Source organism: Curtobacterium sp. MCBA15_005, assembly GCF_001864855.1.
GTDB classification, from domain to species: domain Bacteria; phylum Actinomycetota; class Actinomycetes; order Actinomycetales; family Microbacteriaceae; genus Curtobacterium; species Curtobacterium flaccumfaciens.
This window is the reverse complement of record NZ_MJGL01000034.1, coordinates 103,082-128,449: the sequence shown is the minus strand read 5'-3', so window position 1 is coordinate 128,449 and position 25,368 is coordinate 103,082. Positions and strand designations below refer to the sequence as shown.

The window sequence follows — 25,368 nt, the reverse complement described above, 5'->3', positions numbered from 1 at the left end:
ACAGCGACATCGTCGTTCGTTGCACGCGCGTAATGTTGCGAAGCGCGCGCAGCGACCATGTCGACGTCGAACGACAGCGACATCGTCGTTCCGCGTCGGCCGGTTCCACGGTCCCGGCCACGCGTCGGCGCCAGCCCCGCGCACCACGCGCCGGCCGGGAGGCCCGTGGCCGGCCCGCACCGCGCCTCCAGGCCGTCGCGCCCCGCGTCCACCGCACGCACATCGTGAGCAGGAACGGTCGGGTCCGACGTGCGGACCCGACCGTTCCTGCTCACCAAGTGGAAACGCGCGCGGCTACTCGGCCTTCTGCAGCTGCCAGGGGTCCGGCTCGCGGTCGCCGTTCGGGCGCACCGGACGCACGTCGCCGACGATCGGGATCGAGCGCTTCCGCATGAACCACACGTAGCGGACGAAGAAGTGCGTCAGGGTCGACATCCGGTTGCCGGCGCCGAGCAGGCTCGTGATGTGCACGAACACCCAGGCCAGCCAGGCGATCGGGCCGACCATCGTGATCCCGCCGCGCAGCTGGGCGACCGCGGCGTTCGTGCCGATCGTCGCCATGGTGCCCTTGTCGAAGTACTTGAAGCGCTCGGTGGCCTTGCCCTCGATCAGGCGCACGATCTGCCGCGCCGAGTGCCGTCCGCCCTGCAGCGCGGGCTGGGCGAGCTGGGCGAGGGCGTCGTCCTGCGCCGCGATGTCGCCGGCGGAGAAGATCCGCTCGGCGCCCTTCACGCTCAGGTCGTCGTTCACCTGGATGCGGCCACCGTGGGTCTGCGGCAGGCCCCAGCCGGAGACCTCCTTGTGGGCGGCCACGCCGGTCGCCCAGATCACCTGCGACGCGGGGATGAACTCGCCGTCCGCGGTCATCACGCCGTCGCGCTTGACCTCGGAGACGCCGGTGTTCAGCCGCAGCACGACACCTCGCTTGCGCAGCACCTTGGCGGCGTACCGGCGCAGGCGCGGGGCGAACGGCTTGAGCAGCTCGCCGCTGCGGTGCACGAGGGTGATCGAGATGTTGCCGCGTTCGATCTCCGGGTACGCGCCGACGAGCGCCTGGTCGCGGAGCTCGGCGAGCGCGCCGGCCATCTCGACGCCGGTCGCACCGCCACCGACGATCACGATGCGGATCTCGTCGGGGCCCTGGTTGGCCGCCGCTTCTTCGAGCCGGGTGAACAGCTCGTCGCGGATGCGGAGTGCCTGCGAGCGGGAGTACATCGAGTACGCGTACTCGTACGCACCGGGGGTGCCGAAGTAGCTCGTGTTCACGCCGTTGGCGAGGATCAGGTAGTCGTAGTGCAGGTGCTCGCCGTCGGACATCTCGGCGATGCGCTCGTCGGTGCGGATGCCGGTGAGCAGGCCGTGTCGGAACTCGGCGTTCGACTGGCGGGCCCGGAGCGAGCGCAGGAAGTACGTCACGTCGCCGGCGTTCAGGCCGCCCGTCGCCACCTGGTACATCAGGGGCTGGAACATGTTGTAGACGTGGCGGTCGACCAGGGTCACCCGGACCGGCGCATCGGCGAGCTCGCGCATGGCGGCCACACCGGCGAATCCACCGCCGACGATGACGACGTGCGGGCGGGTGTCCTGGGTCATGCTTGCTCCGGTGTTCCTCGGGTGCGGATGGTCACCATCGAGGGTACGCGCGGTTTGCCGGGGCGCATGACGGGTGGGGCCGGGAGGCCCGTGGTGCGTCCGTCAGGCGTCGAACCGACCGTAGGTGTTCAGCACGTTCCCCTTGCTCGTCACGGTGCTGTCGACCAGACGCAGGCGCGTGGGCGGATCGGTCGGTTCGAACAGTCGCCGGCCACGGCCGGCGATCGCCGGGTGGATCATGAGTTGCAGTTCGTCGAGGACCCCGGCGAACAGCAGGCTGCGGACGAGCGTGACACTGCCGCAAATGGCGATGTCCGCCCCCTCGCGCTGCTGCAGGTCGCGCACGAACGCGGGGACGTCGCCGGGGATCCGCGTGCTGTTCTGCCAGGTCAGGTCGTCGCCGAGCGTGGTGGAGGCCACGTGCTTCTCGATCGGGTTGATCCACTGCCCGAAGGGGTCCTCCGGGTGGGCTGGCCACCACTCGGACCACTCCAGGTAGCTGTTCCGGCCGAGCAGCACGGTGTCGGTCCGGGCCATGAAGGCACCCATTGCTGCACCGAGCTCGTCGTCGAAGCTGTCGTACTGGAACTCGTAGGGGTCCTGCACGACGCCGTCGACCGACGTGAACAGACCGGCAGTGGTCTTCCGCATGGGACGGATCGTACCCGCCGTTCAGCTCCCGGTGCCGTACCCGGGGGCCTGGCCGGTGCCGTTGCCCGGGAACCGGTTCGTGCCGGGCACCTGCGTCGTCGACTGCGTCCGGTCCGCGCCGATCGCGTGGCCGATGGCGAACCCGACGCCTCCGCCGACGAGCAGCGCGGCGAGCCCGACGATCGCGGCGAGGAGCGGCCAGAACCACGGGGGCTTCGGGCCTGCGCTGCGGCGGTCGGTCGGGCTCGCGGCGCCGGCTGCAGCTCCGTACCAGGGGGTGGTGCCGTTCGGGGCGGTGGAGTCCCAGGCGCCCGGGGTCGTGGCGCCGGCGTCCGCGCGGTACGGCTGCTGCTGCTGCTGCTGCTGCTGTTGCGGCGCGGGGGCGTCGAGCGTGGAGGTCGACGCCGGGGTCGGGGCGGCGCCCCAGCCGGTCGGCGTCGTCGCCCGGTTCGCCGGGTCGGAGCCGTCCGGTTCGTGGCCGTTGGTGGGAGTGGTGTCGCTCATGTCAGGAGTGCACACGGCGCGGCTGTGTGCAGCCGATGACGAGGCTGACCCGCTGCTGCGAACCGCCGCGTAGCCTCGGCTCGTGCGCGCTGCTGTGGAGACCGTCCGGATCGACGGGTTGCCCGTGCGCCTGCACGCGATGGCGTCGCGGCAACCGGTCCGCGACGACACCGACCCCACCGTCGTGTTCGTCCACGGCATCGGGATGTCGCACCGGTCCTTCGCCCGGTCGCAGCGCGCCGTCGCCGCCGAGCACCGCACGATCAGCGTCGACCTGCCGGGGTTCGGCTGGCTGCCCGCGGCCGGTCGGCGGCTGCCGATCGAGGAGCTCGGCGACGTCGTCGTTCGGGCGGTCCGCCACCTGGTCGACGGCGACCTGGTGCTCGTCGGGCAGTCGATGGGTGCCCAGGTCGTGGTCGAGGCCGCCCGGCGCCACCCGGAGACCGTCGCGGCGATCGTGCTCGTCGGTCCGGTGATCGACTCCGAGCGGCGATCGCTCCCGCTGCAGGCGCTCGACCTGGGCCGCGACGGGTTCGTCGAGGGGGTCCGGATGAACGGCGTCCTGGTCACCGACTACCTGCGGAGCATGCGGCAGTACACGCGAGAGCTCGGACCGATGCTCCGCTACCCGACCGAGCAGACGATCACCGAGGTGACGCAGCCCGTCCTCGTCGTCCGCGGCACCCAGGACCCGATCGCGCGGCACGACTGGTCGGCTCGGGTCGCGGCCGCTGCGCCGAACGGCACCTTCGTGGAACTGGCCGGCCCGCACCACGTGCAGGAACGGCAGCCGGACGCCTTCGCGCGCCTCCTCGAGACGTTCCGCAACGCCGAGCGCCTGGAGGGGCAGCGATGACCCGGCCGGCCACGTCGGGGACGGAGGCGGCGCGGACGGCGCGATCCGGGCCTCCAGGCCGTGTCCCGCTGGTGCGACGCGCGTGGTGGGCCGCACTCGACTGGGGGTACGCCGCCAGGTGGCAGGTCCGGAGCCTCGGCCCGACCACCGCGGACGACTACCGGACCGGCGCCGGGCAGCCCGTCGTCGTGGTGCCCGGCGTCTACGAGACCTGGCACTTCATGCGGCCGCTGATGGACGCGCTCCACGACCGGGGGCACCCGGTGCACGTGCTGCCCGTCCTGCGGCACAACCTGCGGCCCGTGCCCGACTCCGCGCGCGAGGTGATCGCGACCCTGGAGGAACAGGACCTGCGGAACGTGCTCGTGCTCGCACACAGCAAGGGCGGGCTGATCGGCAAGTACGCGATGACGCAGCTCGACCAGCACGAGCGGATCGACCGGATGGTCGCGGTGTCGACGCCCTTCGCGGGCTCGGTCTACGCGCGGCTCGCGCCGGTGCCGCACCTGCGGGCGTTCCGGGCGGCCGACCCGGTGCTGGCGGGGCTGGCACGGGAACTCGACGCGAACGCGCGGATCACCTCGGTGTACGGGGTGTTCGACACGCTCATCCCCGAGGGCAGCGAGCTCCAGGGCGCGACGAACGTGCGGCTGCCGGTGGGTGGGCACTTCCGGATCCTCGGCGATGCGCGGACGCGGTCGGCGGTGCTGGCGGCGGCGGACCCGGGTGGGGGCGGCGGCGGCGGCTCCGGCGGTCTTTCGCGCTGAGCGACACGTCACGGGCGCGCGACGGCGTGAGGTGTCGGTCAGCGCGAAACGGCGACGGCGACGGCGGCCGTGGCGGCGTCAGCGCGGGCGGTCGGCGACGCTCGCGCGCTCGACGATCCGGTGCGGCACGACGACGGTCTCCGGCGCTGCCCCGCGGTCCGCGATCCGACGGGTCAGCAGGTCGAGCGCAGCCGTTGCGAACGCCCGACGGTCGAACGACACCGTGCTGAGCGACGGGATCGCGTACGCGGCGCCGTCGACGTCGTCGAACCCGATGACGCTGACCTGGTCCGGCACCCGGACACCGCGGGCGGCGAGCACGTGCAGCACCCCGAACGCGATCGAGTCGGTGAAGGCGAAGACGGCGTCGGGCAGGGGGTGCTCGTCGAGCCACGCCGCGAAGGTCGTCGCCGCGGAACTCGTGGTCCACGCCGGCAGCGGGACACGGAGCGACGGGTCGAGCGTGATGCCGGCGGCGGCGATCGCGGCGGCGTACCCGCGTTCGCGGAGCTCGCTGGTCGCCGTCGCCGCACCCTCGGGTGACGCCCCGACGATCGCGATGCGCCGGTGCCCGTGGGCGATGAGGTGTTCGGTGACCTGCTCGGCCGCCGCACGGCTGTCGACGTGCACCTGGTCGACGTGCTCGGGCTCGACCTCGCCGATGACGACGGTCGGCGGCAGTCCCTCGGTCGAGGCCAGGACGCTCGCGCTGAGCGACACCGGGTTGAGGATCAGCCCGTCCACCAGGTGTGCGCGGGCACGGGAGACCAGTTCGCGTTCGCGGGCTGGGTCGTTGCCCGTCTGCTCGAGCTGCACGACCCAGCCGCGTTCGCGGGCGAGTTCCACGAAGGACTGCGCGAGTTCGGCGGAGTAGGCGCTGCCCATCTCCGGCAGTGTCAGCGCGATCGCTCCGGAGCGGCCGTTCCGCAGGCCACGCGCGGACAGGTTCGGTACGTAGTCGAGCTCGGCGACCGCACGCTCGACGCGTTCCCGGGTTTCCGGGCGCACGACCACGCCGCCGTTGACGACGTTGGAGACGGTCTTCGGGGACACCCCGGCGAGGGCGGCCACGTCCCGCACGGTTGCGCGCATCGGGACGAGCGTAGCGCGGGCGTTGCCGGGCGGTACCCGGCGGTACCCGGCTGGCCGCTGAGGCCGTTGCAGCTACCTCAGCCGGCGACGGCGGCCTCGACCGCAGCGGTCACCTTCGGCTCCAGGAACGGCGCCATGGATCGTGCGTAGGTCTGCGTGACGTGCTGCACCTGTCGGTAGACGACGACGCCGCCGATGACCGAGGGGCAGGTGCCGTCGGCGCAGAACATCGCCGTGGAGTCGATCAGCGTGACGCCCGGCGTGGTCCGCGCGGCCTGCGCAACCGGGTCGTCGATCAGCGCGTCGGCCTCGGAGACGTCGCAGGCGGCGCCGTCACCGTGCTGTTCGACGCAGCTCGGCACGTCGGACACGCCGCCGATGCCCGGGTCGGGGTTGTCGCGCAGGGCCACGATGCTCGACCCGGCCTGCTGCAGGCGCACCCAGGTCTTCGCGTACTGGCCTGCCGCGTCGTCGCGGACCTGGGGCGTCATCTCGTCGGCGTGCCGGATGATGCCGTGCGGCCACGGCGTGCGGGACATCGCGGCGACGAACACGACGTCGTACCGCTCCTGCTGCAGCCGCTCGAGGGTGTCGGCCTTCCAGGTGTTGCACGACGGGGTCACGAGTGCCCGGGTCATCGGGCAGCCGGAGTGCAGGTAGGTGGTGAGGCTCCAGTGCTTCGCCTTCGCGATGAGCTCGAGGGACGGCACGAAGTTGGCGGCGTGGGAGTCGCCGACGATCGCCAGCCGCACGGTGCCGTCGGGGTCGCCGACCTCGCAGCCCCGGACCGTGGTGTCCTCGCCCGCGACCTGGCACCCGGCGCCGGACTGGTCGGCGAACGCGTCGGACGCCGCCTGCACCGGGCTGGGCGTGATGTCGGCCGCGTCCACCTGCGGGCAGTCCGCCCCGGGCTGCATCGCTGCGGCACCGTGACAGGCTCGGCTGGTCAGCGTGCCGTCCGCGGTGACGGTGACCCCGGTGGCGGCGCCCGCGGTCTCCTCCCGCACCACCGACCAGTACATGCTGGCGGCGGGCACGGCGACGACGAGCATGCCGGCGATCGCGAGCACCAGGACGCCGCGGTGCCGCGGGTGCCGCGCACGCATGCGCTCGCTGGAGAACGCGATCACGGGCTGCTCGATCAACCGGCGCGAGAAGTGGGCGAGGACGAGCGCGACGACGAGCACGATGCCCTTCGCCCAGAGTGGGGTCGCTTCGCCCGTCGGGGTCCCGATCACGAAGGGCATCACGATCAGCAGCGGCCAGTGCCAGAGGTAGAGCGAGTACGACACGTCCCCGAGCCACTGCACGGGTCGCAGCCGGTACAGGAACGCCGGGCTCCACGCGGGCTCGGGCATCCCGCCCGCGATGACGAGCGAGACCCCGATGATGGGGATGAGCGCCGTCCAGCTCGGGAACGGCGTCGACGCGTCGAACCGGAGTGCGGTCGTCGCGACCAGGACGAGGCCGGTCCAGCTCATCGCTGCCGCCAGCGCCGCGGGGATCCGGACGCGCTGCAGGCCGAGCCAGAGCAGGCCGCCCGCGGCGAACTCCCACGCCCTGGTCGTGGTGAGGAAGTAGGACGCCGGGGTGTGCGCCGTCGCCCAGATCGAGTACGCCAACGACAGCACGAACACGATGCCCAGCGCGACGGCGATCGCCGGAGCGAGGGACACACCGTTCCGGCGTCGGCGCCGGTACCGCACGAAGGCGCAGAACCAGAGGACGAGCGGCCAGACGGCGTAGAACTGCTCCTCGGTCGACAGCGACCAGAAGTGCTGCACGATGCTCGCGTCGGACGCCAGGGCGGAGTAGTCGACGGCGTTGCCCGCGAGCGCCCAGTTCTCGACGTAGAGCGCGCTGGCGATGATCTGCTCGGTGAAGTCCTTCCAGAGCGTCCGGGGGACGAACACCGCGGTCAGGATCACGGTCACGAAGAGCGTCGCCATCGACGCGGGCAGGAGTCGCCAGGCACGTCGAGCGTAGAAGGCCCGGAAGCTGAACCGGCCGGCGGCCAGCGGTTTCGCGATGTGCGCCGTGATGAGGAAGCCCGAGATCACGAAGAAGACGTCGACGCCGACGTAGCCACCGGGCAGCACCTCGGGAAACAGGTGGTAGAGCACCACCGCCCCGATGGCGATGGCACGGACGGCCTGGATCTCGAGTCGCAGCGTCCTGGTGTCCGCTGCACCGCCCGGGCGGCGAGCGTTGTGACGGGCACGGTGGCGCGCGACAGGAGCGTGTCGCGCTGCGCGCGCCGGCGCGACCGTCACGAGCTACCCCTTGCCTCACGATGCGCGGTCCCTACCGCGCGCCCCGAACATACCGCCGGGGACGGCACGACGCGAATCCGCCTCGCCTCCGAAGACGTAGTCGATGACGACGAAGACGAAGACGAAGACGACGACGAAGACGCGGACGAGCACGAGGACGAAGCCGCGGCTGCGGCCGCGGCCGCGGCTGCGCGACGTCGACCTGGACGGCCACAGCGCACTCGCGCTGCGGCGCTCCCGCATCACGCCGGGGTGACCGCCACCGTCCTGCCCGTCCGCACCGACTCCTGCGCCGCGAGCACGATCGACAGCGTCCGCAGCCCGACTCCGACGTCCGGCTGCGGCTGCTCGCCCGACGCCACGGCCGCCAGGAACGTCCGGAGCATCGGCAGATCGTGGTCGGGTCCGTACCGGAGTTCGATCGGCCGGCCCCCGACCGCGTCGAGCCCGCGAGCAGCCGCCCCGAAGAAGTCCACCGACACCGTGCCGCCGGTCCCGGCGACGTCGAGCGTCAGTCCACCCCACACCGGTGACGTGTCCGGTCGGCTCCACGAGCAGTCGATCGCCGCGATCGTGCCGTCGTCGTACGTGATGGTCACCAGGCCCGCGGTCTCGGCGTTCGCTCGGTCCGCGTGCAGCACCCGGTTGGCGACGGCGGTGACGGACACCGGCGCCGCGCCGGTCAGCCCGTCGATCAGGTCGGCGACGTGCACGACGTGGTCGACGAGGGCGCCGCCTCCGCTCGACCGGACGTCGGTGAACCAGTCCCGGGCGAGGGGCAGCATGCCGTTGTTCGCGCCGCGCACCGAGAACACCGTGCCGAGTGCGCCCGAGTCCCGCGTCGCGCGCAGCCGGTCGAACGCCGCGGCGAAGCGCACCGGGAACGCCATCATGAGCAGCACCCCGGCGCGGTCCGCTGCATCGCGGATGGCGAGGCCGTCCTGCCACGAGGTCGCGAGCGGCTTCTCGCAGAGCACGTGTGCCCCCGCTGCCGCCACGAGCTCGACGTGCTCGCGGTGCCGGGCGTTCTCGCTCGTGACGATCACCGCGTCCGGACCCCAGGCGAGCAGCTCGTCGACGGAGTCCGCGTACCCGACGCCGAGCGCGCGTGCCAGTTCGGCTCCGCGCAGGTCGCCGAGTTCCGTCCCCGTCGAGGTGCCGTCCGGATCCGTGCCGCGGACCTCGACGTCCGGCATCGCCGCCAGGGCACCGAGGTAGCTGATGGCGTGCGTGTGGGCGAAGGAGAGCACCCCGACCCGGAGCGTCACCGCGACACCTGCACCGGCTGGCCGGACTCGATCGAGGCGATCGCCGCGTTCGCGATCCGCACCGCAGCGACGCCGTCGTCCACGGTCACCCGGGGCGGTGCACCACCGTCGAACGCGGCGAGGAAGTCGGCGAGCTCCAGCGCGTACGGGTCGTCCGCCGGGTCGACCGTCGGCAGGAAACCGTCCACGGAGGCCGGTGCCGCGAGGTCACTGCGGGTGTCCTCCTCGGCCCGGGACGAGTGCGACAGGCTGCCGAGCGTCCCGGTCACCGAGTACTCGGTCGTGAAGGCGAGGTGCTGCGGCCCCCACAGCCCGGCGACGTGGCTGATCGCGCCCGATTCGTGCGTGAGCAGGACGTGCGCCGCCTCGACCGGCTCCGCCTCGGAACCCGCGCGGACGCTCACCGCCGACACCCGGGTCACCTCGCCCGCCACCCAGCGCGCGATGTCGAGGTCGTGGATCATCTGGTCCATCACGATCCCGCCCGACAGCGCGCGGTCGCCGAACCAGGGGACGTGGGTGGGGAAGGCACCGGACCGCGAGAACCGCAACACCGCCAGGTCGCCCAGGAGGCCCGTGGTCGCGGCTTCGTGCAGGCGCGCGTACGCGGGGAACCAGCGCACCACCTGGGCCGGGTAGAGCTGCACGCCTGCGTCCGCAGCGCGCGCCGCCAGGTCCGCCGCGTCCGCGTCGGTCCGGGCCAGCGGCTTCTCGGAGACGACGTCCTTGCCGGCCGCGATCGCCACACGGACGACCTCGGCGTGGGCGTGCGTCGGGACCACCACGTCGACGACGTCGACCCCGGCGAGGAGTTCGTCGAGGCTGTCGGCGACGGTGATCGTGCTGCCCTCGGCCCGGGCGGTGTCGGTGAACGCGGCGACGAGTTCATGGGCGCCCTCGCGAGCGTGCACCACCACGTCGCCCAGGCGGAGCAGCCCGGGCAGGTGGGCGACGGAGATGCCGCCCGCGCCGACGAGCCCGATGCGTTTGCGGGCGGGGGTCTCCGACTGCGACGTCATGGGGTCAGCGTAGGAGATGCGGTGGGACGAGGGGCACGGTCAGCCGAGCCAGCCAGGGGCGGCGAAGAGCTCCTCGAGCTCACGCAGCAGTCGGGTCGTGTGGAAGCCGTCGGCAGCGGCGTGGTCGACGTGCAACGCCAGCGGCAGCAGCGTCCGGTCACCAGCGGTCCGGTACCCGCCGAGCGTGATGATCGGCAGCAGGTGGTCCCAGCCGTCGCGCACCTGCAACGAGAAGCCGGTGAACGATGCTCCCGGCAGCGTCGAGACGTCGAAGACGTTGCCGGGCCGGTCGTCCTGCGGGAACATCCGGGTGTCGTCCCGGTACTGCGCCATCGTCGACACCGCGGCGTCGTGGAAGGTGCCGAAGTCCTCGTCGTACGGCACGACGAGGGCGGAGAACGTCTCGGTGTCCGGGTGGAACACGGTGAACATCGGGTGGACACGGTCCCACACGGCGGGGGAGCCGTCCTCCAGCAGCTGCATCCGGAACTCGTCGTGCCGGTTCACCACGGTCGCGATCGCCCAGAGCTGCGACGCGTAGGTCCGACGGCCGGTTGCTCGGATGCGCTCGACGAAGGCGGTGACGTCGAGTTCGACGGTCACCTCGTACGCGCAGGGCACGCGGTGCCGGTAGTGCTCGAAGTGCTCCCGGCGGGGCCACTGGTCGACGTCGATCGCCCGGAGTTCGGTCATGGCTCCACCCTCGTGCGGGATCGCTTCCCTACGGTGGAGCCATGCCGACGCTCGAACGTGTTCCCGCCCTGGTCGCCACCGGATTCCTCGCGATCCCCGTCGCCGAAGCCCTGGTCGCGTTGCCGACCGAGGTCGTCATGAAGATCGAGGGAGCCCCGATCGACGCCGACCTGGCCGACACCGCCGCGTTCTCGGAGGCGTACGGCTACCCGCTGGCCGGCGGCGCCAACTGCATCGTCGTCGCGGGGAAGCGCGGCGACGAGGTCCGCTACGCCGCCTGCGTCGTCCTCGCATCGACCAAACTCGACGTCAACCGCGTCGTGAAGCAGCTGCTCGACGTCCGCAAGGCGAGCTTCGCCCCGATGGACGAAGCGGTCGAGCTGACCGGCATGGAGTACGGCGGCATCACCCCGATCGGGCTGCCGTCCTCGTGGCCGCTCTACATCGACGCGCGCGTCCTCGACGCCCCCGAGGTGGTCATCGGTGCCGGTCGTCGCGCCGCCAAGCTGTTCCTGCCCGGCGCCGCACTCACCGCGCTGCCGAACGTGACCGTGGTCGAGGGTCTGGCGACCGAACCGGTCAGTCCGACGGCCGGATGAGGCAGAACGGGTGCCCCGCGGGGTCGAGGTAGACGCGGAACGTCTCCGTGCCCGACCCCGTCGCCGTCGCACCGATCGCGAGCACCGCGGCCTCGCCGTCGTCCAGGTCGTCGACCTTCACGTCGAGGTGGCTCTGCTGCGGGACCGTCTGCCCCGGCCAGTCCGGCGCCCGGTAGTCGTCGACCTGCTGGAACGCCAGGATCGGACGGTGGTCGGTGAACGGGAGGGCGAGCTCCGCCCAGTCCTCGTCGAAGCCGACGATCTCCCCGCCGAGCAGCTCGGCGTAGAAGCGGGCGAGGGCGCGGGTGTCCGGGCAGTCCAGGACGACGACGTCGAGTGTGCCGATCATGGCCGACACGGTAGACCCATCAGCGTGCGGCGGTCAGGGCCTTCGTGATCCGCTGCAACGAGACGGTCTCGGCGGTCCCGAGTTCCTGCGCGAACAGGCTGAGCCGGAACTCCTCGAGCATCCACCGAGCGTGCACGAGTTCCGGGTGCGCCCCGACCGCGGGCGGGAAGGTGCCGCCGGCATCGGTGTAGCGGTCGGTCGCCACGGTCACCTCGCGCATCCAGGTCGCGTCGCGTCCGGGGTTCTGCAGCAGCTTCTGCACGCGCGCCTCGATGCCCTGCAGGTACACGCGGATGCGGCGCAGTCGGTCGAGCCCCGCGACGGCGACGAACCCCGGGAACACCAGGCGCTCCATCTGCTGTCGCATGTCGCTGAGGGCGGCGAGCAGCGACATCGAGTTCGCCTGCTTGAGTGCTCGTTCGGCGGAGCGCTGTGCGGCCAGGACGGCCGCGACCTCGGACACCGCGGTGAACATCGTGTCGACGACGGAGGCTGACACGGCATCGCGGACCGTCTCGAACTCGGCCTTCGTGAAGACGAGGCCGTCCGGGTGGGCCCGACGGATGCCGGCGTCGACCACGGCGGCCAGCACGTCGTCGAACAGCGCGGCGGTCGACGGGTAGGGGCTGGCGGCGAGCGCGAGTTTCTCCTGCGCGGTCAGGTGCGACTGGATGTACGACACGGGCGACGGCACCGCGTGCATCACCAGACGGCGGACCCCGGCGGGCATCCGGACGACGCGGTCGGACGGGGTGGCGAGCAGCTGCACGCCGACGGTCGCCTTCGGACCGGTGCCTTCCTCGACCAGGGACGGGTACGCGCGGATGACGCCGCCGGCCTGCTTGGTGTCGAGGGTCTGCGGCAGGTCCTGGTCGGGCCAGGCGGTGAGTCCGGACTGTTCCAGCGGGCGACCGGCGCCGGCGGAGGCGACGCGAGCCGCGCCTCCGGTCCGTCCCGCGCCCTTCGCCGTGGCGGAGGCGACGCTCTGCTGGGTCCGGTCCTTGAGCTTGGTCTGCAGGGCCGACAGGTCCTTGCCGGTCTCGACCCGGCGACCACGCTCGTCGACCACGGCCCACGTCGGCAGCAGGTGCGCGGGGACACGGGACAGGTCGAAGTCGGACTCGGAGACCGGCACGTAGGTCATGCGCTGGATCGCCTTGGCGAGGGTGGCGCGGAACGACTCCGTCGGCTCGGTCGGGGCGTCGTCGGGCAGCTCGGCGACGATCTTCTCGGCCCAGTCGGCAGCGGGCACGACGTTCTTGCGGATCTGCTTCGGCAGCGACTTGATGAGCGCGGTGACGAGTTCCTTGCGGAGGCCGCGCACCTGCCAGTCGAAGCCCTCTTCACGCATCCGCGGCAGGAGCGCGAGGGGGACCTGCACGCTGACCCCGTCGTCCTGTGCGCCGGGCTCGAAGCGGTACTGGATGGCGAGACGCTGGTCGCCGCTCCGCCACTGGGTCGGGTACTCGACGTCGTCCTCGGCGGCCTCGGCCGCTGATTCGTCCAGCAGGTCCGACCGGCGCATCGTGAGCAGGTCCGGCTGCTCGCGGCGAGTGGTCCGCCACCACCCCTCGAAGTCGCGGGTCGTGGCGACGTCGGCCGGGATCCGGGCGTCGTAGAACTCGTAGACGTTCTCGTCGTCGAGCAGGATGTCCCGGCGGCGGGTGCGTTCCTCGAGCTGCTCGAGTTCCTTGCGGAGCTTCCGGTTGGCGCGGTCGAAGGCCTGCTGCGATTCCCACTCGCCCTCGACCAGGGCGTGCCGGATGAAGAGTTCACGGGAGTGTTCCGGGTCGATCCGCGAGTACTGCACGCGTCGGCGCTGCACGATGGGGACCCCGAACAGGGTCACCCGCTCGTGGGCGACGACCGCCCCCTGCTTCTTCTCCCAGTGCGGTTCGCCGTAGGTGCGCTTGAGCAGGTCGCCGGCGAGCGGCTCCACCCAGGCGGGGTCGATCCGGCCGACGGTCCGGGCGAACAGCCGGCTGGTCTCGACGAGCTCGGCGGCCATCACGGCGTCGGGCTGCTTCTTCGCGAGCACGCTGCCCGGGAACACCACGAACCGGGTGTTCCGGGAGCCGAGGTAGTCGCGCTTCTCGCGGTCCCGCAGCCCGATCTGGCTGAGGAGTCCGGCGAGCAGTGCGCGGTGCACGGCGTCGCCGTCGTCGGAGCGGGACTGCCCGACTCGGACGTCGACCTGCTTCGCGGCACGGGAGAGCTGCCGGTACAGGTCCTGCCACTCGCGGATGCGCAGGTAGTTCAGGAACTCGGCCTTGCACAGCCGGCGGAACGCGCTCGACGAGAGTTCCTCCTGCTGGTCCTCGATGTGGTTCCAGAGGTTCAGCAGGGTCAGGAAGTCGCTCGTCGGGTCGGCGAAGCGGGCGTGCAGCTGGTCGGCGTGCGCGCGCTTCTCGAGCGGGCGCTCGCGGGGGTCCTGGATGCTCAGGGCGCTGACGATCGCGATGACCTCGCGTCCGACGCCCTGCCGTCCGGCCTCGAGCACCATCCGACCGAGCCGGGGATCGATCGGCAGCCGGGTCAGCTGTCGCCCGGACTTCGTGATGCGGCCGTCCTGGTCGACGGCACGGAGCTCGCGGAGCAGGTCGAGGCCGTCCTTCACGCCCCGGCTGTCCGGCGGCTGCAGGAACGGGAACGACTCGATGTCCCCGAAGCCGAGCGAGATCATCTGCAGGATCACCGCGGCGAGGTTCGTGCGGAGGATCTCGGGGTCGGTGTACTCGGGGCGTCGGCCGAAGTCGTCCTCGGAGTAGAGCCGGATCGCGATGCCGGCACTCGTGCGGCCCGCTCGACCGGAACGCTGGCTGGCGCTGGCCTGCGAGATCGCCTCGATCGGCAGGCGCTGCACCTTGGCCCGCGGGGAGTACCGCGAGATGCGCGCCGTCCCGGTGTCGATCACGTACTTGATGCCGGGCACGGTCAGTGAGGTCTCGGCGACGTTCGTGGCGAGCACGACACGACGGCGGATGCCCGGGGTGTGGCGGCGCTCGAAGACCCGGTGCTGATCGGCCGCGGACAGGCGGCCGTACAGCGGCAGGACCTCGGTGCCCGGGTAGCGCTTGCCCTCGATCGCGTCCTGCGCGTCGCGGATCTCGTTCTCGCCGGACAGGAACACGAGCACGTCGCCCGGGTCCTCCTGCGCCAGCTCGTCGAGGGCGTCGGTGATGCCCTGCAGGGTGTCGCGGTCGTCGGCTGCGTTGCCGCTGTCACCGGTGCGGGAGTCCGACTCGTCGTCGGCGTCGTCGTCCTGGTCTTCGGCGACGAGGGGGCGGTACCGGATCTCGACCGGGTAGGTGCGGCCGGACACCTCGATGATGGGGGCGTCGTCGAAGTGCTTCGAGAACGACTCCGGGTCGATCGTCGCACTCGTGATGATGAGCTTCAGGTCGGGGCGACGGGGGAGCAGCCGCTTCAGGTAGCCGAGCAGGAAGTCGATCGTCAGGGACCGCTCGTGCGCCTCGTCGATGATGATCGTGTCGTACCGCTTCAGGTCGCGGTCGAAGTGGATCTCGTTCAGCAGGATGCCGTCGGTCATCAGCTTCACGCGGGTCTCGGAGCTGACCTTGTCGGTGAACCGGACCTGGTAGCCGACGAGCCCGCCGAGCTCCCCGCCGCCCAGTTCTTCCGCCACGCGCTCGGCGATGGTCCGTGCCGCGATCCGGCGGGGCTGGGTGTGCCCGATGTGCTCACGACCGAGCTCGAGGCAGATCTTCGGCAGCTGCGTGGTCTTGCCCGAGCCGGTGGCCCCGGCGACGATGACCACCTGGTTGTCACGGATGGCGGCCGCGATGTCGTCCCGCCGCTGCGAGACCGGCAGTTCGGGCGGGTACGTGATGACGGGCAGCGGAGAAGACATGAGCATTCCAGGATACAGGCGCGCCGGGCGGCTGGTGCGTCAGGCGATCTGCTGGGCCAGGGCGTCCGCCGACCGGGACGGCAATTCGCACACCCGGTCGTGGCAGACGTACGCGGCAGGGTCGAGCACGTCGCGACCCTCGAACAACGAGAACCCCGCCTCGGCCCAGTCGCGTGCCTGCTCCGGCGTGGTGGTGGCGACGACCGTGCCGGGGCGCCGAGCACGGTGTGCCACGGCTCGCATCGGGTCGTCGGTGCCGCTCGTGACGACGACGACCTCGCGCGACGGCCGTTGCAGGGCGAGGGCGACACCGAGGGCGTCAGCGTGACCGAGGGGTCGCTCCGTCCCGGTGCGGGCGCGGTCGGCGACGAGTCGTGCCGCGGCGACCCGCAGTGCCCCGTCGCCCGTCAGCGCCCCGAGTGTCGCGGCGGCCGACGCCAGCGCCACGGTGCCGGACCGCATCGCGGTCTGCGGCTGTTCGCCCGTGGCCGTCCCCGCGGCGGCGAGCACCGGGTCGACGTCGAAGCGCTCGGCCAGGCCGTCGTCGACCAGCGAGCGTGCGACGGTCGCGTAGGAGACCTCGCCCGTCACCAGGGCCAGTTCGAGCAGCCCTTCGGCGAGCAGTCCGACGTCCTCGACGGTGGCCGGAGCAGAGGACGCCCCGCGCGGTGTGCTCGACCGCACCGTCACGTGGCCGTCCTGCACGTGAGCGGCGAGGACCGCGTCGGCCGCTCCCCGCGCGAGCGCGACGAGTTCCGGGTCACCGTGCCGTGCGCCGGCGATCGCCAGCCCCCGGATCGCCAGGCCGTTCCAGCCCGTGAGGACCTGGTCGTCCAGCGGTGGCGGGTCGAGCTGGGCGCGCTCGGCGACCGGTCGGCGGTACCACTCGCCCTCGACCCGACGGCCGTCGATGGTCGACTCGCTGTCCTGCGCGGCGACGAAAGCCCCGTCGGCACGGCGCAGGGTGTCCCGGAGGAAGTCCGCGATGCCGCGGGCCTGCTCGGCCCCCGCGACGGCGAGCAGCCCCGCGTTGTCGTAGAGCATCCGTTCGTAGTGCGGCACGCTCCAGTCGCGTTTGGTGGCGTACCGGAAGACGCCGCCGTCGGCGTCGGTCAGCTCGGACGCGCGGATCGCGTGCAACGACCGGTCGAGCAGCCCGTCGGCCTCGGCGTCACCGTCGGCCGCCGCGTCGGCGAGGAACTCGAGCAGCGGCGTGCTCGGGAACTTCGGCGCGCCGCCGAAACCGCCGTAGGTGGTGTCCTCTGCCTGGGACAACTGGTCCGTGACGGCCCGGATGGCGTCGACGGACGGGAGGCCCGGGTCGGCTCCGGCACCGCCCTCGCCCGAGCGGGCGGTCGCGTCCGCCACGGCGCCCTGTCGGATCGCCGTCGCGATGGCCGAGGCGTTCGCGTCGACCTCGTGCCGACGCTCGGTCCAGGCGTCGAGCACCGCGGCCAGGATCTGCCGGAACGCTGGGACCTGCCCGACCGGAGTGGGTGGGAAGTACGTCCCCGCGAAGAAGACGTGGCCGTCGGGCGTCAGGAACGTCGTCAGCGGCCAGCCGAGCTGTTGCGTGAACGCACTGGCCGACGCCATCAGGCTCGCGTCGACGTCCGGCCGTTCTTCGCGGTCGACCTTCACCGACACGAAGTCCCGCCGGAGCAGCTCGCCGATCTCCGGGTCGGCGAAGCTCTCGCGCGCCATGACGTGGCACCAGTGGCACGTGGCGTACCCGACGGACACCAGCACCGGGACCCCGCGCTCGCGCGCTTCGGCGAACGCCTCGGGACCCCACTCGCGCCAGTCGACGGGGTTGTCGGCGTGCAGACGCAGGTACGGGCTGACCGAGGTGCCGAGGCGGTTGTCGTTCATGGCTCCAGCGTGCCCGCCTGCGACTGGGGGGACCACCGCCCCGGGACATCTGTGGACGGGACGCCCGCTCTGCACAGGCCGAGCGGGGAGATCAGCGCTCGAGCCACCCCGTGATCGACGCGAGCCGTGCGGCCACCTGGGCGGGGCCCTGGCCGTCGGTGTCCACCCGGGTGACCGTCTCCGCGGTGGCCGAGTCGAGCCTCCCGGCCGTCCGCGTGCTGTGCGCGAGCTGCGACTGCGGGACCGCACCACCCGCTCGTCGTGCGAGCCGGTCAGCGGTCGCGCCGTCGGATGCGCGGAGCAGGACGACGCGCACCAGCGGATCGTCGCCCATCGCCGCAGCGAGGCGCTCGTGCTCGAGCACGGACACGGTGTTCGTGTAGACGAGCCGGTGGTGACCGATCGCCCGGTAGCCGGCCCAGATCATGGCCAGGTTCCGCTCGGCCAGGTGCGCCTCGGGGTGTTCGACGTGCGGTGCCGGGTGGGCGAGGTCGAGCACGTCGCCCTCGATCACCGCGTGCCGGACGTCCGCCGCGACGAGCAGGTCGTGCAGTGCCTCGGCCGCCGTGGACTTGCCCACGCCGGAACGTCCGCCGATGAACAGGACCTCGGACCGGAGCACCGGGTCAGCCCAGGTTGAGGGAGAGGAGCGCGAGTGCGGCATCCTCGGGGCCGTAGTCGAACAGGTGCTCCCAGAACGGGTCGTCGGCCCACGGGACGTCGCCGTCGGCAGGGGTGGCGTGGGCGGTCTCGACGAGCCATGCCAGCTCCGGGGCGACGGCGGTCCGGAACTCCGGAGGTTCCCAACCCAGGGCTCGTGCTGCCGTGGTGTCGAGGACGAACGGCGACGGCGACGACCAGGGCGTGCCGCCCACGAAGGCGGGCGCGTCCTCGTCGAGCAGGACCTCGTCGAACCGGTGGTCCAGGTGTCCGGCGATCGTGCGGACGATCTCGAGCACGGTCGGGGCAGCGGCGTCCGCGACGTTGAGGATCCGGCGGTCCGGTGCGTCCGCCACGAGGCGGACGAGCGAACCGATGCCGCTCGCCGCCGTCGTGTGGTCGACGCCGCGGCCGTGGTCGGCGAGCAGGATGCGCTCCCGGCCGTCGAGCACACGGCGGACGACGAACCACTCCCGCGGGCGGCCGATGCCGACGCCGTACACCTTCGACGGGCGGAGCACGGTGACCGGGGCGCCGTGGTCGAGCAGGACCTGTTCGGCTGCCACCTTCGCGGCGCCGTACCCGTCACGACTCGTCGGGTCGCCGTCCCCAGCGGCGACCGTGGGCTGGATCTCGGTGACCGCGCCGCCGAACACCGGCTTGTCGAGCGAGTTCGCGTGCCGACCCTGCTCGTCGGCGTAGACGGCCTTCGACGAGACGAAGACCGTCGAGCCGACGTCGTCGAGGAACGGCAGGAGCTGCTGGGCGTCGTCGCGCGTCGCGCCGACGGTGTCGACGAGCAGGTCGGCTCCGGGGCGGAGCAGGTCGCGCAGGACGGACCGGTCGCGGCGGTCACCGGACGTGCACGTGGCGCCGGAAGCGGTCAGCGCATCCGCTGCGGGGCCGCCTCGGCGTGCGAGGACGTCCACCTGCCAGTCGTCGCCGCCGCGGCCGGAGGCGTCGAGGAGCGCACGTGCGACGGCCGAGCCGATCCCGCCGGTGCCGCCGAGGATGACCGCGCGTCTGGTGCTCATGGTGCAACGGTAGTGCGGCAGGCGCGGCCGTCGTTCCGCGATCGGTTCCGTCAGGAGGCGAGCTGCTCGCGCCGCCACCAGTCGGCGAGCGAACCGTCGTAGACCTTCACCCGGTCGTGCCCGAGCACCGTCAGGGCGAGGGCGTCGACGCACGCGGCGCTGCCCACCCCGCAGTACGTGACGATCTCGTCGGCACCGATCACCGCGGCGAAGGCCCGCTCGAGTTCGGCACCGCGCAGGTACGCGTTCGTCTCGGGGTCCACCAGTGTGTCCGCCGTGATCGGGGTGCTGCCCGGCACGATCGGCGGGTGGTCGTCGCCGAGGGCGGCCCAGGGCGCGGCGAACACCAGGGACGCCGGTTCTTCGCCGGAGACCGCTCGGGTGACACGGTCGTGGTCGGCCCAGAGCGCACGTTCTTCGCCGGCCAGGAACGCGCCGGCATCGGGGTCGGACGGTGCCGCGGGGGTGCGGAGTGCGCCCACGCGGACCGGGCGGCCCTCGTCGCGCCACTTCGTGAAGCCACCGTCGAGCACCGCGACCGAGTCGAAGCCGAACGATCGGAAGATCCACCACAGGCGTGCCGACCACTCACCGACGCTGTCGTCGTAGACCACGACGGTCGAGGTGTTCGTCACGCCGAGCTGCGCCGCGGCGACCTCGAAGCGCTCGGCGCCGGGGCGGGTGAACGGGACGTCGGCGTCGGCGGCGGAGAAGTCGTCGATCAGGTCGGCGAAGCGGGCACCGGGCACGTGGCCGCGCTGCTCGTGGGCGTCCCGCCCGGGGAGCCAGGTGGTGTCGAACCCGGCCCCGACCGTGTGCACCGAGGCGTCGAGCACGACGAGCTCGTCAGCACCGAGGTGGTCTGCGAGCCACTGCGTCGACACGAGTGGTGAGGTCAGGACGGGGGCCATGCCGCACACCATAATCCGCACCCCTGACGTGGGCCAGAGTCGTGGACACACGGCGCAACCGGGGGTGGGGGCGGGGTGGCGCTGCTGACGCGGAACGACGATGTCGTCGTCGTACGACATCGACTCCGTCGCATCCGCGCGTGTGCAACTGTCGGCGCGTGCACGGAGCGACGATGTCGTCGTCGTACGACGTCGACGATGTCGTTCGGCGTTGGCACCCCCGCCGACGCTCGCCCCCGCCGACGCCCCTCCGGCACGCACGACGGCCCGCCCCGGCAGAACCGGAACGGGCCGAAGACGCGGAGCGAACCGCCGGCGTCAGTGCGCCGCGGCGGGGATGCTCCCTGTCGTCGCGGACCCGGCACGTGCGAGCCGCTCGACCCGCACCGACTGCCGGTTGATGAGCAGTCCGCCGGCCAGGGCGACGAGCACGAGCACGCCGGCCGAGATGCCGAACGCCACGTGGTACCCGTCGAGCGTGGCCTGGGCCTGCTGCAGTTTGGTCGGGGCGGCGGTCAGCCCGGACAGGCTGTTCGACACCACGTCGGCGAAGATCGTCGACAGCAGCGCCGTGCCGATTGAGCCACCGATCTGCTGCATGGTGTTGACCGTCGCCGAGGCCACACCGGCATCGGCCCGGGCGACCCCGGTCGTCGCGGTGTTCATCGCGGACGAGAAGATCGTGCCCATGCCGAGGCCGATCACGATCAGCGCCGGCAGGACGGTGCCCGCGTAGGAGCTGTCCAGGTCGGTGCGGAGCAGCAGGAGGAGCCCGGTCGCGGCGACCAGGCCACCGGCGAAGATGAGCACCTTCGGCCCGACGCGCGGCAGCAGGCGGCCACCGATCTGCGTCGCCGAGATCATGATCGACAGCGGCATCGGCAGGAACGCGAGACCGGTCTGCAGCGAGCTGAAGCCGAGGGTCTGCTCCAGGTAGTAGGTGAGGAACAGGAAGATGCCGAACATGCCGATCGCGACCAGACCGATCGCGATGAACGAGCCGCCGCGGTCACGGTCGAGCACGACGCGCAGGGGCAGCAGCGGGTGGGCGACGCGGGTCTCGATGAACACGAACGCGGCGATCAGCACGACACCGCCGGCGAGCATGGCGATCGTGACGGGGGAGTCCCAGCCGTTCGTCTCGGCGTTCGAGAAGCCGTAGACGACGCCGACGAGCCCGAGCGTGATGGTGATGACCCCGAGGACGTCGATGCGCGGACGCTCGACCTTCGGCGGCTTCTCCATGAAGACGAGGGCGCCGATCACGCCGAGCACGGCGAAGACGACGTTGACGTAGAGGCACCAGCGCCACGAGGCGTACTCGGTCAGCACGCCGCCGAGCAGCAGGCCGATGGCCGCACCCGAGCCGGCGATGGACCCGAAGATGCCGAACGCGCGACCGCGTTCCTTGGGGTCGCGGAACGTGGTGGTCAGCATGCCGAGTGCGGACGGGGCGAGCAGTGCGCCGAAGACACCCTGCAGCGCGCGGGCCGCGACGAGCAGGCCGAACGAGTCGGCCAGGCCACCGAGCACCGAGGCGACGGCGAAGCCGACCAGCCCGATGATGAAGGTGTTCTTGCGGCCGAACAGGTCGCCGAGACGACCGCCGAGCAGCAGCAGCGAGCCGAACGCCAGCGAGTACGCGGTGACGATCCACTGTCGCTGGTCGGTGCCGAAGTCCAGGTCGGCCTGGGCCGAGGGCAGGGCGATGTTCACGATGGTCGCGTCGAGCACGACCATCAGCTGTGCGAGGGCGATGACCGCCAGGGCGATCCAGCGGTGGTTGCTCTTGGCGGGGGTGGTGCCCGGAGTCGTGGGTGCGGTCCCGGTGGGGGTCGGCACGGTGTGTTCTGCCGTCACGGCAGCCTCCTTCGAGAAGGTTGGAGGGTGGGGTGGAGATGCGCGCCGTCGGGCACTCCCGAGATGTGGTGGTGACGAAACCGGATGCGAGGCATCCGTTTGTGGTCAGTGTAGACCGAAACGGAAGGAGGGCATCCACTTGTTCCCAGAAAGTGCAACTACGGTCGGATCGTGAGCACCACCGACTCCGTGTCCGACCTCGAGCGACCGCTGCGCGCCGACGCTGCGCGCAACCGCGAGCTGATCCTGCAGACGGCGCGCAAGTGCTTCGCCGAGCGCGGCCTCTCCGTCACATTGAACGACATCGCGCACGAGGCCGGCGTCGGGGTCGGCACCGTCTACCGACGGTTCGCCGACAAGGACTCCCTGATCGAGGCGCTGCTCGCCACCAAGTTCGAGGCCATGAACGACGCCGCAGCGCGCGCCGCGGACGTGTCCGACCCGCGTGAGGCGCTCCGGGTGTACCTGATGGGCGTCTTCGCGTTCCGTGCACGCGACCGAGCCCTCGCCGACGCCATCGTCCGTGCCGGCAAGGCCCGTCCGTCCATCGTGCAGGAGCGCGACCGGCTCGAACGCCAGGTCGCCGCGATCATCGGCCGTGCCGAGACCGCCGGCGTCGTCCGCCCCGGCTTCGATTACCGGGACCTGCCGATGCTCACCGCGATGGTCGGTGCGGTCGCCGACGCCACCCGCGAACACGACCCGGACGCCTGGCGCCGCTACGCGGAACTCCTGATCCAGGGCGTCCTGCCGGGCTCGGACGACACCGCGCCGATGCTCGGCGACCCGCTGGACCGCGAGTCGATCGAGCGCGCGCTGCACGCGCAGTCCTGACCACCGCCGGACTGGAGGCCCGTGGCGGCGTCGCCACGCGCCTCCAGTCCGGCGGTGGTCGCCACCAGAGCGCCCAGCGCGACGGGCGCGGCGAGCCCGGCCAGACCGGCTACAGCCAGCTGGGGACCCAGTAGTGCGACCGGACGAAGTCCCACGGCACCTGCATCGCCGTCCACATCGGGTACCAGTAGACCGAGGCCAGCACGACGACGCCCAGGTACACGCCGACCCACAGGATCGCACGCGACCGGCGTGACCGTTCGTCGCTCCGCCTGCCGAGCACCAACCCGATCGCGGCGGCCAGCGCCATCACCATGTAGGGCTCGAACGCGATCGTGTAGAACTGGAACACCGTCCGGTCGACGTACATCAGCCAGGGCAGGTACCCCGCCGCGACGCCGAGCAGGACGAAGCCGTACTCCCACTTCCGACGCAGGATCCAGAGCACGAGCAGCGCCACCGTGGCGATGACCGAGGCGTACCAGATGAACGGGTTCGCGATGCCGGTGATCGCCTCGCCGCAGCGGTTCGCCCAGCAGCCGTCCTGTCCGGCGTCCGTGCCGACGTAGAACATCGACGTGGGGCGCTGCATCACGAGCCAGAGCAGCGGGTTCGCCTGGTACGAGTGCGGGGTGTGCAGCCCGATGTTGAAGGCGTAGATCTCCGACTGGTAGTGCCACCAGTTCTGCAGGCTGTCCGGCACCCAGGCGAGCAGCCCGGTCCAGCGTTCGCCGCCCGAGGACAGCCAGTTGCGGTCCCATCCGTCCTTCGACACGAACCAGCCGGTCCACGACGCCACGTAGGTCACCGCGGCGATCGGCACGGTCAGCAGGAACGACACCGGTGCCTGCTGCAGCAGCGCGCTCGACGACCAGAACTCGACCCCGGCGCGGCGGCGCATCATCATGTCGCTGAGCACGGAGTACACGGCGAAGAACGCCAGGAAGTACACCCCCGACCACTTCGTCGCCGCTGCCAGCCCCAGGGCCAGGCCCATCGCGAACAACCACGGCCGCCACCAGAACACCGGCCCCCACAGGGTGGTCCGACCGGCGGCGGTACGGGCGGCGACCCACTCGTCGAGCCGCCGTTGACCCTGCCGTCGGTCGAGCAGCAGCGCCCCGAACCCGAGGATGACGAAGAAGGTCAGGATCCCGTCGAGGAGCGTCACCCGCGACATCACGATCGCCTGCCCGTCGATCGCGAGCAGGAAGCCGGCGAGCGTGCCGATCATCGTCGAACGGAACAGCGACCGGGCGATCACCGCGGTGAGGAACACCGTCGCGATGCCGAGCACGGCCACGGTGAAACGCCAGCCGAACGAGTTGTCCGCCCCGAACAACAGCATCCCGAGGCCGATGAGGTACTTGCCGAGCGGCGGGTGCGCGATGAACTCCGCGGCGCTCGTGAAGATGTCCGTCTCACCGCGCACGAACCGGTCGTCGGTCGTCGGGGCGGTGTCACCGCTCGGGTTCGCGGGCCAGGTGCCCTCGTACCCGAGGTGCACGATCGACCAGCCGTCCTTGACGTAGTACGTCTCGTCGAACACGAGCGAGTGGGGGGTGCCGAGGTTCACCAGCCGCAGCACGGCGGCGAGGAGCGTCACCGCGAGCGGACCCGTCCACCGCCACACGGCGACCCGCTGCGACGTGGAGAGCACCCGCCCCCACCAGTCGTCCAGGCGCGAGCCGACCGGCCCGTCGGGCACGGCCGTGCGGTCGTCGGTCAGCTCGCTGGTCATCGCTGAGCATCCTACGGATCGACCGTATGTCCCCGCTGCGACGGGGGTGCGGGGACAATGGGTGCGTGATCGTCCTCGCAGCAACGCCCATCGGCAACCTCGGGGACGCCTCGCGCCGTCTCGTCGAGACCCTCTCCAACGCCACGGTCGTCGCGGCGGAGGACACCAGGACCGCCATCCACCTGATGCGCGCCCTGGGCATCGAGAACCGTCCGCGGCTCATCGCCCTGCACGAGCACAACGAACGGGCGAAGGCGTCCGAGGTCGTCGAGCTCGCCCGCGACGAGGACGTCGTCGTCCTCACCGACGCCGGCATGCCCGCGATCAGCGACCCCGGCTTCCCGCTCGTCGAGGCCGCCGCGGCCGCCGGCGTCACCGTCACCGCCCTGCCCGGGCCGTCGGCCGTGCTCATGGCGCTCGCCGTGTCCGGGCTGCCCACCGACCGCTTCACGTTCGAGGGGTTCCCGACCCGCAAGGCCGGAGAGCGCCGCCGGGCGTTCCAGGCGCTGGCGGGGGAGCAGCGGACGATGGTGTTCTTCGAGTCGCCGCACCGGCTGGCCGAGACCCTGGCGGACATGGCCGTCGGGTTCGGGGGCGACCGCCGCGCCGCGGTCTGCCGCGAGCTCACGAAGCTGTACGAAGAGGTCCGTCGCGGGCCGCTGGACGAACTCGTCACGTGGGCGTCCGAGGGTGTGCGGGGTGAGATCTGCATCGTCGTCGCCGGCGCGGCAGAGGCCACCGAAGAAGCCACGCTCGACGACGGCGTGCGGCTGGTGCTCGAGCGGGTGGCCGCCGGCATGCGCATGAAGGAGGCCGCCGCGGCGGTCGCGGACGCGACCGGGCTGTCGAAGCGCGACCTGTACGAAGGGGCGCTCGCGGCACGCTGAGAGGGGCCCGACACGTTCGCGTCCGCCGGTCTGG

General features: G+C 71.8%; 22 protein-coding genes. 6 read left to right on the top strand and 16 right to left on the bottom strand.

The features are described from left to right. Positions 1-294: 294 nt before the first annotated feature. The 3 genes from BIU89_RS12725 to BIU89_RS12715 form a co-directional block, all read right to left on the bottom strand. Positions 295-1,593: an NAD(P)/FAD-dependent oxidoreductase gene (locus BIU89_RS12725; protein ID WP_071247016.1), complete on the bottom strand. Its 1,299-nt coding sequence runs from the start codon at positions 1,591-1,593 to the stop codon at positions 295-297. Positions 1,594-1,695: 102 nt separating this feature from the next. Further along, entirely contained in the window at positions 1,696-2,244 is a 549-nt protein-coding gene (locus BIU89_RS12720; RefSeq protein ID WP_071247014.1) for a dihydrofolate reductase family protein, read from the bottom strand. A 21-nt stretch (positions 2,245-2,265) separates the two neighbouring features. Further along, entirely contained in the window at positions 2,266-2,748 is a 483-nt protein-coding gene (locus BIU89_RS12715) for a hypothetical protein (RefSeq protein ID WP_071247012.1), read from the bottom strand. Between the two features lie 82 nt (positions 2,749-2,830). Here BIU89_RS12715 and BIU89_RS12710 point away from each other — a divergent pair, with 82 nt between their 5' ends. Both BIU89_RS12710 and BIU89_RS12705 read left to right on the top strand, forming a co-directional pair. Continuing rightward, positions 2,831-3,604: an alpha/beta fold hydrolase gene (locus BIU89_RS12710; RefSeq protein WP_139179106.1), complete on the top strand. Its 774-nt coding sequence runs from the start codon at positions 2,831-2,833 to the stop codon at positions 3,602-3,604. A gap of 71 nt (positions 3,605-3,675) precedes the next feature. After that, positions 3,676-4,371, top strand: coding sequence for an esterase/lipase family protein (locus BIU89_RS12705; RefSeq protein WP_083404361.1), 696 nt, complete (start codon positions 3,676-3,678; stop codon positions 4,369-4,371). 78 nt (positions 4,372-4,449) lie between these two features. Here the strand turns inward: BIU89_RS12705 and BIU89_RS12700 are convergent, their stop codons facing one another. Continuing rightward, on the bottom strand, positions 4,450-5,463 hold the full coding sequence (locus BIU89_RS12700; protein ID WP_071247008.1) for a LacI family DNA-binding transcriptional regulator: 1,014 nt from the start codon (positions 5,461-5,463) through the stop codon (positions 4,450-4,452). Between the two features lie 77 nt (positions 5,464-5,540). Then, on the bottom strand, positions 5,541-7,736 hold the full coding sequence (locus tag BIU89_RS12695; RefSeq protein ID WP_071247006.1) for an acyltransferase family protein: 2,196 nt from the start codon (positions 7,734-7,736) through the stop codon (positions 5,541-5,543). A gap of 103 nt (positions 7,737-7,839) precedes the next feature. On the opposite strand from BIU89_RS12695, the gene BIU89_RS18600 reads away from it, so the two are divergent. Then, complete coding sequence (locus tag BIU89_RS18600) at positions 7,840-7,992, top strand: hypothetical protein (RefSeq protein WP_175475027.1); 153 nt, start codon at positions 7,840-7,842, stop codon at positions 7,990-7,992. Here BIU89_RS18600 and BIU89_RS12685 read toward each other — a convergent pair. Genes BIU89_RS12685 through BIU89_RS12675 form a run of 3 tightly spaced genes read right to left on the bottom strand, consistent with a single transcriptional unit; the run spans position 7,979 to position 10,716 of the window. Continuing rightward, on the bottom strand, positions 7,979-9,004 hold the full coding sequence (locus tag BIU89_RS12685; protein WP_071246999.1) for a Gfo/Idh/MocA family protein: 1,026 nt from the start codon (positions 9,002-9,004) through the stop codon (positions 7,979-7,981). The two genes, BIU89_RS18600 and BIU89_RS12685, sit on opposite strands and share 14 nt — an antisense overlap. After that, on the bottom strand, positions 9,001-10,023 hold the full coding sequence (locus tag BIU89_RS12680; RefSeq protein ID WP_071246997.1) for a Gfo/Idh/MocA family protein: 1,023 nt from the start codon (positions 10,021-10,023) through the stop codon (positions 9,001-9,003). Before BIU89_RS12680 ends, BIU89_RS12685 begins: the two co-directional genes overlap by 4 nt. Before the next feature lie 39 nt (positions 10,024-10,062). Then, positions 10,063-10,716: a CatA-like O-acetyltransferase gene (locus tag BIU89_RS12675; protein ID WP_071246995.1), complete on the bottom strand. Its 654-nt coding sequence runs from the start codon at positions 10,714-10,716 to the stop codon at positions 10,063-10,065. Between the two features lie 41 nt (positions 10,717-10,757). On the opposite strand from BIU89_RS12675, the gene BIU89_RS12670 reads away from it, so the two are divergent. Further along, the gene (locus BIU89_RS12670; protein WP_071246993.1) at positions 10,758-11,315 is read left to right on the top strand and encodes a YbaK/EbsC family protein; all 558 of its coding nucleotides are present in this window, start codon (positions 10,758-10,760) and stop codon (positions 11,313-11,315) included. Here BIU89_RS12670 and BIU89_RS12665 read toward each other — a convergent pair. The 7 genes from BIU89_RS12665 to BIU89_RS12635 form a co-directional block, all read right to left on the bottom strand. Next, complete coding sequence (locus tag BIU89_RS12665; RefSeq protein ID WP_071246991.1) at positions 11,296-11,664, bottom strand: VOC family protein; 369 nt, start codon at positions 11,662-11,664, stop codon at positions 11,296-11,298. The genes BIU89_RS12670 and BIU89_RS12665 overlap by 20 nt on opposite strands. 19 nt (positions 11,665-11,683) lie before the next feature. Beyond that, on the bottom strand, positions 11,684-15,535 hold the full coding sequence (gene hrpA, locus BIU89_RS12660; protein WP_071246989.1) for an ATP-dependent RNA helicase HrpA: 3,852 nt from the start codon (positions 15,533-15,535) through the stop codon (positions 11,684-11,686). 39 nt (positions 15,536-15,574) lie between these two features. Beyond that, positions 15,575-17,407: a thioredoxin domain-containing protein gene (locus BIU89_RS12655; RefSeq protein ID WP_071246987.1), complete on the bottom strand. Its 1,833-nt coding sequence runs from the start codon at positions 17,405-17,407 to the stop codon at positions 15,575-15,577. Positions 17,408-17,498: 91 nt separating this feature from the next. Further along, positions 17,499-18,029, bottom strand: coding sequence for an ATPase (locus tag BIU89_RS12650; RefSeq protein ID WP_139179100.1), 531 nt, complete (start codon positions 18,027-18,029; stop codon positions 17,499-17,501). A gap of 4 nt (positions 18,030-18,033) precedes the next feature. After that, the gene (locus BIU89_RS12645; protein WP_071247098.1) at positions 18,034-19,101 is read right to left on the bottom strand and encodes an NAD-dependent epimerase/dehydratase family protein; all 1,068 of its coding nucleotides are present in this window, start codon (positions 19,099-19,101) and stop codon (positions 18,034-18,036) included. 50 nt (positions 19,102-19,151) lie between these two features. After that, positions 19,152-20,012 carry a sulfurtransferase gene (locus BIU89_RS12640; protein ID WP_175475026.1) on the bottom strand — a complete coding sequence of 287 codons (861 nt, stop codon included), beginning with the start codon at positions 20,010-20,012 and terminating at the stop codon, positions 19,152-19,154. A gap of 318 nt (positions 20,013-20,330) precedes the next feature. Continuing rightward, positions 20,331-21,872 carry an MFS transporter gene (locus BIU89_RS12635; RefSeq protein WP_027466052.1) on the bottom strand — a complete coding sequence of 514 codons (1,542 nt, stop codon included), beginning with the start codon at positions 21,870-21,872 and terminating at the stop codon, positions 20,331-20,333. Between the two features lie 171 nt (positions 21,873-22,043). On the opposite strand from BIU89_RS12635, the gene BIU89_RS12630 reads away from it, so the two are divergent. Continuing rightward, entirely contained in the window at positions 22,044-22,706 is a 663-nt protein-coding gene (locus BIU89_RS12630; RefSeq protein ID WP_139179097.1) for a TetR/AcrR family transcriptional regulator, read from the top strand. Positions 22,707-22,815: 109 nt separating this feature from the next. On the opposite strand, the gene BIU89_RS12625 is transcribed toward BIU89_RS12630, so the two are convergent. Then, entirely contained in the window at positions 22,816-24,447 is a 1,632-nt protein-coding gene (locus BIU89_RS12625) for a dolichyl-phosphate-mannose--protein mannosyltransferase (protein ID WP_071246983.1), read from the bottom strand. A 65-nt stretch (positions 24,448-24,512) separates the two neighbouring features. Here BIU89_RS12625 and rsmI point away from each other — a divergent pair, with 65 nt between their 5' ends. Beyond that, entirely contained in the window at positions 24,513-25,334 is an 822-nt protein-coding gene (rsmI, locus tag BIU89_RS12620; protein ID WP_027466054.1) for a 16S rRNA (cytidine(1402)-2'-O)-methyltransferase, read from the top strand. Positions 25,335-25,368: the final 34 nt, after the last annotated feature.